10 protein-coding genes are annotated in these 13,673 nt (G+C 43.8%); 8 read left to right on the top strand and 2 right to left on the bottom strand.

The window, feature by feature from the left end; all coding sequences use genetic code 11:
- Positions 1–12: 12 nt before the first annotated feature.
- On the bottom strand, positions 13–1,395 hold the full coding sequence (radA, locus tag HMPREF9420_RS11815; protein WP_007135947.1) for a DNA repair protein RadA: 1,383 nt from the start codon (positions 1,393–1,395) through the stop codon (positions 13–15).
- 114 nt (positions 1,396–1,509) lie between these two features.
- Here radA and HMPREF9420_RS11820 point away from each other — a divergent pair, with 114 nt between their 5' ends.
- The 5 genes from HMPREF9420_RS11820 (at position 1,510) to tsaA (ending at position 8,619) form a co-directional block, all read left to right on the top strand.
- Complete coding sequence (locus tag HMPREF9420_RS11820; RefSeq protein ID WP_007135948.1) at positions 1,510–2,424, top strand: ABC transporter substrate-binding protein; 915 nt, start codon at positions 1,510–1,512, stop codon at positions 2,422–2,424.
- A gap of 9 nt (positions 2,425–2,433) precedes the next feature.
- A complete protein-coding gene (locus HMPREF9420_RS11825; RefSeq protein ID WP_007135949.1) occupies positions 2,434–4,761 on the top strand; it encodes a tetratricopeptide repeat protein in 2,328 nt (775 codons plus the stop codon).
- A 623-nt stretch (positions 4,762–5,384) separates the two neighbouring features.
- Positions 5,385–7,199, top strand: a complete 1,815-nt coding sequence (locus HMPREF9420_RS11830) for an LTA synthase family protein (protein ID WP_081457516.1) — start codon at positions 5,385–5,387, stop codon at positions 7,197–7,199.
- The gene (locus HMPREF9420_RS11835) at positions 7,196–7,873 is read left to right on the top strand and encodes a phosphatase PAP2 family protein (RefSeq protein ID WP_007135951.1); all 678 of its coding nucleotides are present in this window, start codon (positions 7,196–7,198) and stop codon (positions 7,871–7,873) included. Before HMPREF9420_RS11830 ends, HMPREF9420_RS11835 begins: the two co-directional genes overlap by 4 nt.
- Positions 7,874–7,935: 62 nt before the next feature.
- Positions 7,936–8,619: a tRNA (N6-threonylcarbamoyladenosine(37)-N6)-methyltransferase TrmO gene (tsaA, locus tag HMPREF9420_RS11840; RefSeq protein ID WP_007135952.1), complete on the top strand. Its 684-nt coding sequence runs from the start codon at positions 7,936–7,938 to the stop codon at positions 8,617–8,619.
- A gap of 36 nt (positions 8,620–8,655) precedes the next feature.
- On the opposite strand, the gene HMPREF9420_RS11845 is transcribed toward tsaA, so the two are convergent.
- Positions 8,656–10,074: a glycoside hydrolase family 28 protein gene (locus HMPREF9420_RS11845; protein WP_044079268.1), complete on the bottom strand. Its 1,419-nt coding sequence runs from the start codon at positions 10,072–10,074 to the stop codon at positions 8,656–8,658.
- 314 nt (positions 10,075–10,388) lie between these two features.
- Here HMPREF9420_RS11845 and fabG point away from each other — a divergent pair, with 314 nt between their 5' ends.
- The 3 genes from fabG (at position 10,389) to HMPREF9420_RS11860 (ending at position 13,673) form a co-directional block, all read left to right on the top strand.
- A complete protein-coding gene (gene fabG, locus HMPREF9420_RS11850) occupies positions 10,389–11,117 on the top strand; it encodes a 3-oxoacyl-ACP reductase FabG (RefSeq protein ID WP_007135955.1) in 729 nt (242 codons plus the stop codon).
- A gap of 56 nt (positions 11,118–11,173) precedes the next feature.
- Positions 11,174–12,403, top strand: coding sequence for a beta-ketoacyl-[acyl-carrier-protein] synthase family protein (locus tag HMPREF9420_RS11855; RefSeq protein ID WP_007135956.1), 1,230 nt, complete (start codon positions 11,174–11,176; stop codon positions 12,401–12,403).
- Positions 12,404–12,578: 175 nt separating this feature from the next.
- Positions 12,579–13,673, top strand: a complete 1,095-nt coding sequence (locus HMPREF9420_RS11860) for a methyltransferase (protein ID WP_007135957.1) — start codon at positions 12,579–12,581, stop codon at positions 13,671–13,673.

Consider the following 13,673-nt stretch of genomic DNA (forward strand, 5'->3'; position numbering starts at 1 on the left):
TGTGTGTTTATATTATCCAAATAATGTTCTTAGTGCCTCTTCAACCTTTCTTACGGGGTGAAGTTCAATCTTATATTTGCGCTTATCGAAGCCTTTGAGGTTGTGCGCCGGTATGATGATGTGTTCAAAACCTAACTTTTCAGCCTCTGCAATGCGTTGTTCAATGCGGTTAACAGGGCGCACCTCGCCACTCAGTCCCACCTCTCCAGCCATACACCAGCCTGCTTCGATGGCTGTGTCTACGTTACTTGACAACACGGCGGCAATCACACTAAGGTCCATTGCCAAATCAGTGACGCGCAAACCACCTGCAATATTGATGAAAACATCCTTCTGCATGAGTTTAAATCCCACGCGTTTCTCCAATACAGCGAGCAACATATTGAGACGTCGTTGGTCAAAACCTGTGGCCGAACGCTGCGGAGTTCCATAGGCAGCCGAAGACACTAAAGCTTGGGTTTCGACTAAAAACGGGCGCACACCTTCTATGACTGACGAGATGGCTACACCTGAAAGTCCCTCATGATCTTGGCTTAACAGCAGTTCGGAAGGGTTGGAAACTTGGCGCAATCCGTTTTGTTGCATCTCATAAATACCTAATTCTGACGTGCTGCCAAAGCGGTTTTTAATCGACCGAAGAATGCGATACATGTAGTGTTGGTCGCCTTCAAACTGGATGACGGTATCGACAATGTGTTCCAAAAGCTTAGGACCGGCGAGCGTTCCCTCCTTATTTATATGACCAATTAGAATGACAGGGATGCCACTTGTCTTAGCAAACCTGAGCAAGGCTGCCGCACATTCGCGCACCTGTGTAATGCTTCCGGGTGAACTTTCGACGTCACTTGTCGAGATAGTCTGTATAGAATCAATGACAACGAGTTCGGGTTTCACCTCTTTTATATTGTCAAAGATGTCTTCGAGTGACGTTTCACAGAGTATCATTACCTCACTATTGCCTCCAATTCTCTCGGCTCTCATCTTGATTTGATGCGTACTTTCCTCGCCGCTTACATAGAGCACACGGCGATCATCCATGTGAAGTATCGTCTGCAATGTTAGTGTGCTCTTGCCAATTCCAGGCTCTCCACCGAGTAAAACGATGCTCCCCGGCACCAAACCTCCACCGAGAACACGGTTCAATTCGGCATCATGCATGTCGATACGAGGCTCATCTTGCGCCGAAATCTCCCGCAAATGAAGGGGCTTGTTCTTGCCCGTGAGTGCGTGTCTCACGGCATGTGCTGCCGTCTTTGCAGCCATTGTGCCCGTGTCATTGGCTATACGTATCTCCTTGAATGTATTCCATTGACCGCAATTTGGACATTTTCCAATCCATTTAGTGGATTCCTGTCCGCAGTTACTACATACATAAGCGATTTTATCTTTAGCCATTTCTCCGTCTGATTTTAATTGAAAACACTACAAAAGTAGTAATAAATTCTATAGTTACAAAATTATTTGTTACTTTTGCAAGGCTTAGAACTCGATAAAAAATGCATTGAAACAATGAGATTTCTGAATTATAAAATCGTGCTTTTCGCTTTCCTTTTGCTCGTCACGGCCTGCGGTCAATCTTATGATGAGCAACAACGTCTGTCGCGGGCAGAGCGTTATCGTCTCTTCCGTGAAGACTCTTTGGCACTGAAAATCGCGGTAATGCCAACATTAGATTGCCTTCCTTTGTACATCATGAAAGACCATCAATGTTATGATACGGCTCAATTGGACTTGCGTTTGAAGTTCTTTAATGCACAAATGGATTGTGACACGGCACTGCAAAATAAGCGTGTTGAGGGTGCGATTAGCGACCTTGTGCGCACTGAACGCTTAAAGAAGAGGGGCTTACAACTTGATTATCTCACGGCAACGAATGCCTATTGGCAACTCTTTTCCAATCGAAAAGCCCGACTGAAACGACTCAATCAACTTGGTGATAAGATGGTTGCCATGACGCGATTTTCGGCTACCGACTACCTCACGAATCTCACTTTAGACACTGTTAAGACTCAAGCGCGCGTCTATCGCGTACAGATTAACAACGTGTTTATACGCTTAGATATGCTGCTTAACAATGAGATTGATGCCCTTTGGCTAACAGAACCGCAGGCCACGAAAGCCCGAATAATGGATAATCCGATGCTACGCGACAGCCGAGACTTTAGACTTTCGCTCGGTGTTATAGCCTTGCGACATGCCGGAGTGACGGGAAAACATCGCCAAAAGCAGTTGCGTGCGTTCACAAAAGCCTATAATGCGGTGTGTGATTCGATTAATGAGATGGGCATTCAGCATTATAGTGACCTGATAAAGAAATACTGTAAAGCCGACGATAAGACGATTAAGGCTTTGCCAAAACTACGTTTTCAACACCTCACTGCACCGAAATCAAAAGATATTTCGGCTGCAAAGTCATTCCAATAACTTTTTAATATGCAAGCCGAACAACAAGCAATATATCAGCTATTGTCGCAAATCATCGATGAACAATACCTGCCTTATGCAGTGAAATCGATTGAACATTTGCTTCAAACAAAGGGAATCACGAAGTTTGATGCCCGACTTGATGAAATCAAGTCAAGCTATCAACTGATGAAAGACTATATGTTGAGGGGCTATCAAGACCCGATGCGCCCTCAACTCTACGACACAATGTTGCATCAACTCTATGCACTTGTGTTTGATTTGCGCCTACATCTTGCCATCACTAAAGGCGGTTATCATGGTTATGCCGAGCTTAGCGCACGACAAATTGAGCTCAGTGGCGAGGAGGTTTTACAGCAGTTTGCACGCTATGTGCAAGACTTGGCGATGCTTTCTCTTGAACCTCAGGCCACAACAAAGGCCAAAGCGCATGAACTTCGGCGTCAACATCAGCGCTATCTCTCATCGGTTTTCGATGCGATTGTAGTCTCTCCATTTTGGAATGAGGCGGTTTACGAGGCGATGTTAAAGTTGCTTTGTAGTCCAATGATAGACTCTTTTGATGCCCAAACATTGGTATCTGCCGTGACACTTAGCGGCATAAATCTCTTTGATCCGTTGCGTTTCAAACTGCTGTTAGAGGTGTGGCGCACCACCGATAACGATGAAGAATTGCGTCAACGCGCCTTCGTGGGCTGGACGTTAGTGGCATCTTCTAAGCCGTTTGAATTCTTTCCAGCCAGTGTTGCTTTGTTAAAGACAACGATAGAAGACGCTGATGCCACTGCTTTGCGAAGCGATTTATATGCCTTGCAGTGTCAAATCTTCTATTGCAGTAATGCTCGTCGTGACAACGAAAAGATGCAAAAAGACATTATTCCGACACTGATGAAGGGGCAACAGATGCGTTTCAATCGTTTCGGAGTAGAGGAAAAAGAAGACGATTCGTTAGAAGACATCTTGCATCCCGATAAGGCCGAGCAGGAAATGGAACGCGCAGAAGAGAGTATGCAGCGCATGATGGAGATGCAGAAACAAGGGGCCGACATCTACTTTGGAGGCTTCTCGCAGATGAAACGCTTTCCTTTCTTCTCGTCAGTAAGCAATTGGTTCTTGCCATTCTCTAAGCAAAATCCCGATATGGAGGAGGCTTTGGATAAGTTAGGTGACACAAAACTTGTCGACACAATGCTTGGAGCAGGACCTTTTTGCAGTTCAGATAAATACTCGTTTGGCTTTGCACTCAAGATGGTTTACGACCAGTTGCCCGCCAATGTGCGTGAGATGATGAATGGTTCTGACAACATGTTTGTGCGCCCTTCGAGTGTAGATGCCAATCAATTAGGCTTTAAGCGTCTGCAATATCTACAGGATTTATATCGCTTCTTTGAGTTAAACACTTACCGAAGTGAGTTCAGAAATCCGTTCTGGACGGGGCAAGATACAACACTAACGACCCAATTTTTCATGCACAGTGCAATCTCTTTGCGTGTATTTTACAAGGAGATTGTCGCGTTGATGAACTTTGCTTTGAAGCGGAAAGAATGGGAATTGTTGCATCGTTTGATACGGCGTTATCAGCCCTCTGAAGCCGAGGTGCAACATCTTTTGCATGCCGACGGCGAGCGATTGCAGCGTTATTATCGGCTGTGTTATGCGTTGTATAATCATGAACACGATGATGCTCAAGCCTATGAAGCCAGCCGTTCGATGGTGGTGGTAGCCATTTTGCGGCATGAAGAGGGGCAGGGAACTGTCAGCCAACTAAGCTTTGACAAAGCAACCCAACAGCCGTTGTTGCCCGAAAACATGCTCGATATGTCACTTGTTGACGATAAAACATTGCGTTGTTACGCGGCTTCGGCATTGCGTTCTGGCCATGATGACGAAGCACTTCGTGCCTATCAGCTGCTCTATGTCAGGGGAGGTGACAAGCAATTGCTGTGGTATCAGTCGCTTGCTTTGATGCACATGAAACGCTATGACGAGGCACTTCAGCTGCTCTATCCACTCGATTTGGAAACCGAAAACCTATCCGTGAAGCGCACAATTGCCTGGATTTTGCTGCTGAAATGCAAGCCCCAACAGGCCGAACGCTACTATGATGACCTCATCGGAACAGACGGAATGATAGACGAAGACTATCTCAATGCCGGCTACAGCAAATGGTTTCAGAACAAGAACAATGAGGCTGTGATTCTCTTTAAGAGTTGGTTGGGGCGGTGTTCTCGTGGGAATATTGCTCAAGCTTTTATGCAAGATTATGAACTTTTGGCCGATAATGGCATCACATATATTGACCGTATGCTCATGGAAGACTTGGTTGAAACTTCATGATGCGTAGACTTCGTTTCCCTTGTTATCGCTTTTTATCGTGCTTTCCGCTTGATTTTTCAATAAGGATTCGCTGTAAAAAGTAATCGCAACGCATCCTATTCATGCATGAAAAGACGCACGGACCATCATCATAGTCTGGTTATTGTAAGGGATAACAAGGGATACGGGAATACTTCGCCAGCCTACTTCAACTTAGAAGGAAGGCAGTATAGGATAGTCTTAGATAGGCGTTCGGTGCAACCGCTTATGGCGTTGCAAGCTCAACTCAAAACTATTGGAAAAGTCTTTGTAATTTGTTGAATGACAAAGGCTTGGAACTGAGTTTCTGATTTGCGTCAGCTGAGCGCGTGATGTGCGTCAAAATGCGGGGTCATCTGCGTCAAGTCATGCGCTCATTTGGCGCAAATGAAAAGCCGATTTGCAACCTATTGAGAAACAAGAAACATCACGTGAGGCTTTCTTCCTTATTCGAGCGGCGTTTCGGTTGTGGCTGTTCGGCTTTACAGTAAAAAGGAAAAGCGTCAATGTTAATCTATATAAAAAAACTATTTACAACGTGTTTTGTTTGTTCTTTTATGTATCTTTGCACGACAAACCTGTGGAACGTCATTGTAAAAGAAAGAATGCTGATTAACACTATAAGATTTATTGTTGCTTATTTTCTATGGACACTCTTGTTCATTCTACAGAAACCTTGTTTCATGTTGGTGCATCATGAGTTATATAAACATTGCCGTTTGTCGGATGTTTTGCAGGTGATGATGCATGGATTACCGCTTGATTTCTCTGTGGCGGGTTATTTTTCGGCGTTCACTGGACTATTGATTTTGATTGAGATTTGGGCGAAAGGACGTTTCACTTTGTGGCTGAATAGGGGCTATACAGCCTTGATTTCGTTATTGTTTTCAGTGACTTTCATGCTCAACCTCGTGCTTTATAGCTACTGGGGCTTTCCACTTGACACCACACCTATATATTATTTCATCTCCTCACCCACAAGTGCTTTGGCGAGCATTAGCCTTTGGTGGGTGGCTGCAGGGATGTTGGTTGCGGTGTTACTTGCCGTGGGAGTCTATCTGTTGCAGCGCTGGTTGGATAATAAATGGTGTGCAAAAGCTAAGATAAACAGGCGCAAAATAGGGAGTAGTTTGTTGCAGTTGGCCTTGCTTGGACTATTGATTCTGCCCATCAGGGGAGGCATAAAGACCTCGACAATGAATGTCGGTGAGGCCTATTTCAGTAAGGATATGCGCTTGAATCATGCGGCGGTGAACCCCGTGTTCAGTTTGTTGGAGAGCTATTCTAAGCAAGAAGACTTTGCCCATCAATATCGTTTCATGAGCGAAAAAGAGGCAGCTGAGGTGGTTCGCCCAATGCTTTATACGAAGAGCGACAGTGTAATGGCGCTGCTGAATGTCAAGCGTCCTGACGTCTATATCGTCATTTTAGAGAGCTTTTCGCGTGAACTCATGAAGACAAAAGCCACGCCCGAGTTGAATAAATTGGCCAAAGAGGGCGTGTTTTTCAATCATTTCTATGCCAATAGTTTCCGTACTGACCGCGGAACACTCTCCATATTGAGTGGCTATCCGGCCCAACCCACGATGAGTTTGATGAAGTTAACGCGCAAGACCAATCATCTTCCGTCCATTGCCGGCACGCTTTCGAAGCACGGATATGGGTTGAAATATTACTACGGGGGCGACATAGACTTCACCAATCTGCGTGGATATTTGATGGGAATGGGAATTACTGACCATGTCTCTGACGTTGATTTCCCTTTGAAAGAGCGTCTAAGTAAGTGGGGAGTACCCGATCATTTGCTGTTTGAAAAGGTTGAAAACGAATTGCAACAAAAGCCAAGTGGGCCCATGATGCGCATCATTCAAACCAGTAGTTCTCACGAACCTTTCGACGTTCCTACACATCGTTTACACGACAAAGTGCTGAATGCTTTCGCCTATACTGACGCTTGTGTGGGTCACTTTATCCATGAGTTGAAGCGCAGTGGACGCTGGAATCGTTCGCTGGTTATCCTCATTCCAGACCATTTAGGCTGTTATCCTGCAGACATAAGTGAGTTTAACATCGCGCGTTATCAAATCCCAATGATTTGGGTTGGCGGTGTAATCAAGTCGCCACGCATTGTGGAAAGTTATGGTTCGCAACAGGATTTAGCGGCTACTTTGTTAGGACAGTTAGGGTTTGAGCATAGTCGTTTCATGTTCAGTAAAGACATGCTTGATGCTCGTGCGCCCCATTTTGCCTTCTTTACCTTCCCAGATCTCTGGGGCCTCGCTACCGAATCGCAACAGATTATCTATGATAATGTGAGCAAGAAGGTGGTGTATTATCATGGAAAGCAGGGCAGGGCGGCGATAGAAAAGCAAGGCAAGGCCTATCTACAAGAGTTATATAATGACATAGCACGGCGATGATGGGTGAACTTACAGATATACTTCTTTGGCTAAAAGCCATGGACACGTTTGTGTTTTTGATGGTCAATGGTCATCACAATGCCTATTTTGACAGTGTGATGTGGCTCATCAGCGACAAATGGGTGTGGCTTCCGATGTATGTTTCTCTGCTTTATGTGCTCCTGAAAAACTACTCGTATAAGGCTGTTTTCTCTATTCTTATTGCCATAGGACTAATCATTCTGTTTACGGATTGTTTCACATCGCAGATAGTTCGCCCGTGGATTGGTCGTCTCAGACCAAGCAATTTAGACAATCCAGTGTCTAAGATTGTGCACATTGTTGATGGATATCGTGGCGGCGCTTATGGCTTTCCATCGAATCATGCCAGTAATACTTGGGGGTTAGCCTTCTTTATTACCTTCTTGTTTAGACGTTGGCGATTGGCTTTTTTCTTTTGTTTTTGGGCCTTACTCACATGTTATAGCCGCATGTATCTTGGCGTTCACTACTTTGGTGACATCCTGATTGGTGGTTTGTTTGCCTTGGTTGGCGCCTCAGTGAGCTATGTGTTGTTTAGAAAATTCAGTGGAAATCCGCATGTAGAGAAGTTGAAAGGCATCTATATCCCTATGTGGACAGGGGGGATAACGATATTGATTATCATGATCGTCTCAATCTTTTATCGTGTGTAAAGCCATGAATTGCGGTTAAACGAATAGCATTTTAGTAGATTAAAAACAAGGAAGCATCGCCTATGAACATTGAACCTATCGCCGTATTTCACTCACCTTTTCGCTCGAAGTTTGGCATTCCAAAGCAAAGCGGCTTAGTGGCAACGTTGAAAGGGGAGATTGTTTTCATGCCCGAGTATCGTCATGCACACGCACTTCGCGGTCTTGAAGCCTTTGATTATCTATGGCTTATTTGGGGATTTAGTGCCAATCGGCATGCTGCCAGCCGTCTGATGGTGCGCCCTCCACGCTTAGGTGGCAATGAGAAAGTAGGCGTTTTTGCCAGTAGAAGTCCGTTTCGTCCCAATGCACTTGGACTCTCTTCAGTGAGAATAGAGACGATAGATTGGGAGACGAAACGAGGCCCAGTGATTCATGTTTTGGGTGCCGATCTCATGGATGGAACGCCAATTTATGACATCAAACCCTATATTACTTATGCTGATTCGCATGCCGATGCGCGTAGTGGCTTTGTAGATGAGCATCAATGGACACGCTTAGAGGTCATCATTAGCCAGGAAGCACTCGACTTTTTGTTGTCAAAGGGCTTGGATGCAGCGCGAATAGACGAACTCAGACAAGTGTTGGAAGAAGATCCACGCCCGCAATATCAAGACAATCCCGATAAGATTTATGGAATGCCTTTTGCGGGAATAGACGTTCATTTCTATGTAAATGGCAAGCGATTGACCGTTTTAGCGCAGTAAACGGCAGGGTAATTTTGGCTTGATTTCCATTTTTACTTATTGTTGCGGCACGATAGTTGGTGCGCCAAACTTTATATTCTTCAATGTAATTTTACAGGAAGAGTCTATGTCTGTGGCTTTATCGGTGTAGTAGAATGTAGAGTTTTCGATGCTGATATCGTGCACCATACCCGGTGCTCCATGGGCCGCAATGGCAGTTTTTGCACCTCGGCAGGTTACGTTTGTTATGTGAATGTCTTGGAAATTGGGCACAAACTCTGCATCTTTTGCCGGTTTCTGGGGTTGAGTTGCCCCCACATGATTGTCCCAATATGTAGTTTCAAAGGTGATAGCTTCATTGAGAATGTTGTTCATGTAGCAGTTGTTGATGAAGATATCTTCAGTCTTTCCGCCCCTTCCAACAGCGCTTTTGAATCGTAATCCCGTATCCGTTCCACTGAAAAAGTTATTGTTTACATAGATATTTTTCATGCCTCCAATGACCTCACTGCCTATAACAAAGCCGCCATGTCCATGGTAAACGGTGTTGTTTTGGATATTAATGTTGACGCAAGAACGGTTCGTTTGGTCGGCCTTTTCAGCACCACTCTTCATGCAAATTGCGTCATCTCCAACGTCAAAGGTACTGTTAACGATGAGCACATTGCTGCAATTGCCTACGTCAATGCCGTCGCCATTTTGAGCATTCCAAGGGCAACGCACGGTTATTCCATCAACAATTACGTTGTTACAACGCTGGGGTACGATGTGGAAACGAGGCGAATTTTGAATGGTTACCCCTTGAATGAGCACATTGTTACATTCTGTAATGCGGATGAGATGAGCACGCATCTTCTCCTGTTCAGAGGCATTTGGGGCTATGTTTTCTTGCGTTTTGAGGTTGAAAGGATACCATAAGTCGCCTTTAGGAGTGATAGTTCCGCCCATAGCCTTATATTGATTCCATTCTACATCGCTCATTTTTACACGTTTAACAGGTCGCCACCATTGGCCGTTTCCATCGATAGTGCCTTCACCAGTGATGCTGATGTTGGTGCGTTTGCTGGCAGTGATGCCCGAAACTACTTTGGGTTGAGGTTCGTTGTCGGTAGCTTTTAGAAAGTCTTTCTTGTTGGGAGAGAACAAAATAAGAGCGTTTCTTTCAAGATGAATGTCTATATTATCTTTCAAAGAGATAGGCCCTGTGAGATATATTCCAGCGGGAACAATCAGATGTCCGCCTCCAAGTTTTGTCAGTTTACTAATGGCTTTGCGAAATGCTTCAGTGTTAAGTGTAATGCCATCTGGTACAGCTCCGAAGTCAGTAAGACTCACTTGATTGTTGGGAATGGTAGGCATTGTGGGCTGAGGCATGGCTTTCGGTAAGTTCAGATAATATTTACCATAGTCTTTTTCAGCGGCAGTTGCTGTGAGTGTCAACAGAAACGACAGGCAGAAGAGTAGGATTTTTTTCATTTGTTTTAAGTTATTTGTTTTCCTTACAAACTTACATATATTTTTTGAATATAGCATCTTTTGCATAGAAAAGTTGCAAAATAAAATCTATTTTCATCCTTATTATATCATTTCTTCAGTCCTTTTTCTATAAAAAGCCTTAGGATAAACAAAATAAAGACATTTGAAGAGGCTGTAAATACGGAAAGAACGCCGAGATTGTTGTTTTTTGTTCTGATTGTCTATCATTTCAAAAAGTTTTTTTATCTTTGCATCATCATAAAGATACCAAACTTTAATTTAAGCATTTAAACTAACTAATACTTCAGTTAAATATGAAATATGCATTAATAACAGGAGCCTCGCGAGGGATAGGAAGAGCTGTAGCTTTACGTTTAGCAAAGTGCTATTCTGTTATTATTAATTACCACTCAAATGATGCTTGCGCACAGGAAGTGAAGCAAGAGATTGAAGCTCATGGAGGACATGCAGAGCTTTTACCCTTTGATGTCGCTGATCCCAAAGCAATAGAAGCAGCGATTGACCAGTGGGAAGCAGCTCATCCAGAAGAATATATCTCTGTATTAGTGAACAATGCAGGTATTCGTCGGGACAATGTTATGTTCATGATGTCGAATGAAGACTGGCATAGTGTGCTTGATATCAATATGAATGGTTTCTTTTATATTACGCGTCGACTGCTTAAACACATGATGCCGCGTAAGCATGGAGGCCGAATTATCAATATCAGTTCACTCTCAGGGTTGAAAGGAATGCCTGGACAGGTGAACTATAGTGCGGCAAAAGCGGCGTTGATTGGGGCGACAAAGGCGCTTGCTCAAGAGGTTGCGCCACGTAAAATAACAGTAAATGCGGTTGCACCTGGCTTCATCCAGACCGACATGACAAAGGAATTGCCAGAAGACGAACTGAAAAAGCTTGTGCCTGTTGGGCGTTTTGGTAAGCCCGAAGAGGTGGCAGCGGTTGTCGGTTTCCTTGCTTCTGATGAGGCAGCCTATATCACAGGCGAGGTCATTAGTGTGAATGGAGGACTTTATACTTAGTTAGTTTTGAATTATAAGCAACCATATTATAGGTTAAAGAAACAATATATACGATAATGAATAGAAGAGTTGTCATCACGGGTATGGGCATTTGGTCATGTCTTGGCACTGATTTAGAAACCGTAAAGCAGTCATTATATGAAGGTAAATCGGGTATAGGCATGCAGCCAGAGCGCTTAGAATATGGCTATCGTTCAGCCTTAACAGGAATTGTTGAGGAACCTGTTATCACGAAAAAGATGCTTGATCGTCATACGCGTGCAGGCATGCCAGAGGAAGCAAGATATGCTTATATGTCGAGTTTGCAGGCATTTGAGCAGGCAAACATCTCCGATGAATATCTTCGTGAGAATGAAATTGGCTGTATCTTTGGTAACGATTCTTCTGCAAAACCAGTTATTGAGGCTTCAAAGATAATGGATGAGAAGCATGATTCTGCTATGCTTGGTTATGGACTTATCTTTCAATCGATGAATTCTACGGTTAATATGAACCTCAGTACTATCTTCCATTTGCGAGGTGTTAACTTCACAATAAGTGCTGCTTGCGCCAGTGGTAGTCATTCTATAGGCTTAGGTTATATGCTGATAAAGCAAGGAATGCAAGACGTAGTGTTGTGCGGTGGGGCGCAAGAAACAAACTTTTATTCGATGGCTTCATTCGATGCGTTGGGCGCTTTCTCTGTTCGGATGGATGAACCGACTAAAGCCAGCAGACCATTTGATAGAGATCGTGACGGCTTAGTACCGAGTGGTGGTGCAGCTTCTTTGGTATTAGAAGATTATGAGCATGCAAAGGCGCGCGGGGCCAATATTCTTGCTGAGGTTATTGGATATGGATTCTCAAGCAATGGCGGGGGAATCAGTCAACCATCAGACGAGGGTAGTGTTGTTGCTATGACGCGTGCATTGGATATGTCGGGTGTAAAAGCGGAGGATATCGACTATATCAACGCCCATGCTACAAGCACTCATCAAGGTGATATGTATGAAGCTATGGCATTAAATCGGATGTTTGGTGGCAAGCATGCACTCATCTCTTCAACTAAAAGCATGACAGGGCATGAGTGTTGGATGGCAGGTGCTTCGGAAGCTGTATACAGTATACTGATGATGCAGAATGATTTTGTTGCTCCAAATATAAACTTTGAGCATCCAGATGAATATTCAGAGAAGATGAATCTTGCGATAACAACTGTTGAAACTGAATTGAATTTGGTTTTGAGTAATAGCTTTGGATTTGGTGGAACGAATTCAGCTTTGGTCTTGAAGAAGTTTAAGGAGTAGAAAAGAGAGTGCCCTATATAAATATAGGTGGTGCTCCTGGTGCTGGCGTTGCTAATGAAAAGCGTTGCATAATAGCATATAGAGAGTGAACAGAATAGGTTATTAACCGAATAAAGAAAGCCAAGTAAGGGTAAACTTATACAGGCTAAAGGAAGATAGTAAAGACATATATAAGATGAATTTGTTTCAATCGGAAAGCGATAAATATACAAAGGAGCAGCTGTCTGCTCGGGAAGCACAACGTCTTGCCGAGTATATTGCGTGGGGACCTGTTATCTTTCAGGTGTCACGTCTCATGGTAAAGTGGGGAGTGTTAGAGGCTTTGCGGGATAGCACTGATGGGCTTACGTTGAATGAATTGAAAGCAAAGACGTCGCTATCTGAGTATGCTTTGAAGATATTATTAGAGGCTTCACTTAGTGCTGGCACTATATTGATAGACAAAGACACTGATCGTTATACGATATCTAAAGCCGGATGGTTTCTACTTAACGACCCAGCTACGCGTGTAAACATTGATTTTAACCACGATGTAAACTATAGAGGGATGTTCTTTCTCGATGAAGCACTCAAAGAAGGAAAGCCAGCCGGACTGAAAACTCTTGGTGATTGGCCTACAATCTATGAGGGCTTGTCAAAACTTGATAAGCAAGTTCAAGAGAGTTGGTTTGCGTTTGACCACTTCTATAGTGACCATTCGTTTGATAAAGCTTTGGAAATCGTTTTCAGTAAGCGGCCAAAGCATCTCATGGATGTTGGTGGAAATACGGGCCGTTTTGCTTTACGTTGTGTGGAATATGACGCAAATGTCAATGTAACGATAGTCGATTTACCCGGTCAAATAGGTCTAATGACGAAGCAAATTGACGGGAATGAGGGCGCAAAACGCATCATTGGATGCCCCACAAATATACTTGATGAGCATTCAAAGTTACCTCAAGGAGAGTGGGATGCTATATGGATGAGCCAATTCTTAGATTGCTTTTCTGAAGAAGAAATCTACAGTATACTCTCTCGTACAGCTCAAGTGATGAATACAGATACAACACTTTATATCATGGAAACATTCTGGGATCGCCAGAAATATGAGCCAGCTTCCCTTTGTTTAACTATGACAAGTGTTTATTTTACGGCTATAGCTAATGGCAATAGTAAGATGTATCACTCTGATGATATGGTGAAACAAATTAATCGTTCGGGCTTAAAGGTGGTTGCTGTTCATGATAGTATTGGGCAGGGACATACGATATTAGAAGTAAAATTAAAATAA

The sequence above is a fragment of the Segatella salivae DSM 15606 genome (assembly GCF_000185845.1).
GTDB classification, from domain to species: Bacteria; Bacteroidota; Bacteroidia; order Bacteroidales; family Bacteroidaceae; genus Prevotella; species Prevotella salivae.

What these genes read in the sequence shown, in the direction of transcription:
- HMPREF9420_RS11855 (WP_007135956.1), top strand. Translation starts at nt 11,174, where the DNA reads ATGAATAGAAGAGTTGTCATCACGGGTATGGGCATTTGGTCATGTCTT.
- tsaA (WP_007135952.1), top strand. Translation starts at nt 7,936, where the DNA reads ATGAACATTGAACCTATCGCCGTATTTCACTCACCTTTTCGCTCGAAG.
- HMPREF9420_RS11835 (WP_007135951.1), top strand. Translation starts at nt 7,196, where the DNA reads ATGATGGGTGAACTTACAGATATACTTCTTTGGCTAAAAGCCATGGAC.
- HMPREF9420_RS11825 (WP_007135949.1), top strand. Translation starts at nt 2,434, where the DNA reads ATGCAAGCCGAACAACAAGCAATATATCAGCTATTGTCGCAAATCATC.
- HMPREF9420_RS11860 (WP_007135957.1), top strand. Translation starts at nt 12,579, where the DNA reads ATGAATTTGTTTCAATCGGAAAGCGATAAATATACAAAGGAGCAGCTG.
- HMPREF9420_RS11845 (WP_044079268.1), bottom strand. Translation starts at nt 10,074, where the DNA reads ATGAAAAAAATCCTACTCTTCTGCCTGTCGTTTCTGTTGACACTCACA.
- HMPREF9420_RS11830 (WP_081457516.1), top strand. Translation starts at nt 5,385, where the DNA reads ATGCTGATTAACACTATAAGATTTATTGTTGCTTATTTTCTATGGACA.
- fabG (WP_007135955.1), top strand. Translation starts at nt 10,389, where the DNA reads ATGAAATATGCATTAATAACAGGAGCCTCGCGAGGGATAGGAAGAGCT.
- HMPREF9420_RS11820 (WP_007135948.1), top strand. Translation starts at nt 1,510, where the DNA reads ATGAGATTTCTGAATTATAAAATCGTGCTTTTCGCTTTCCTTTTGCTC.
- radA (WP_007135947.1), bottom strand. Translation starts at nt 1,395, where the DNA reads ATGGCTAAAGATAAAATCGCTTATGTATGTAGTAACTGCGGACAGGAA.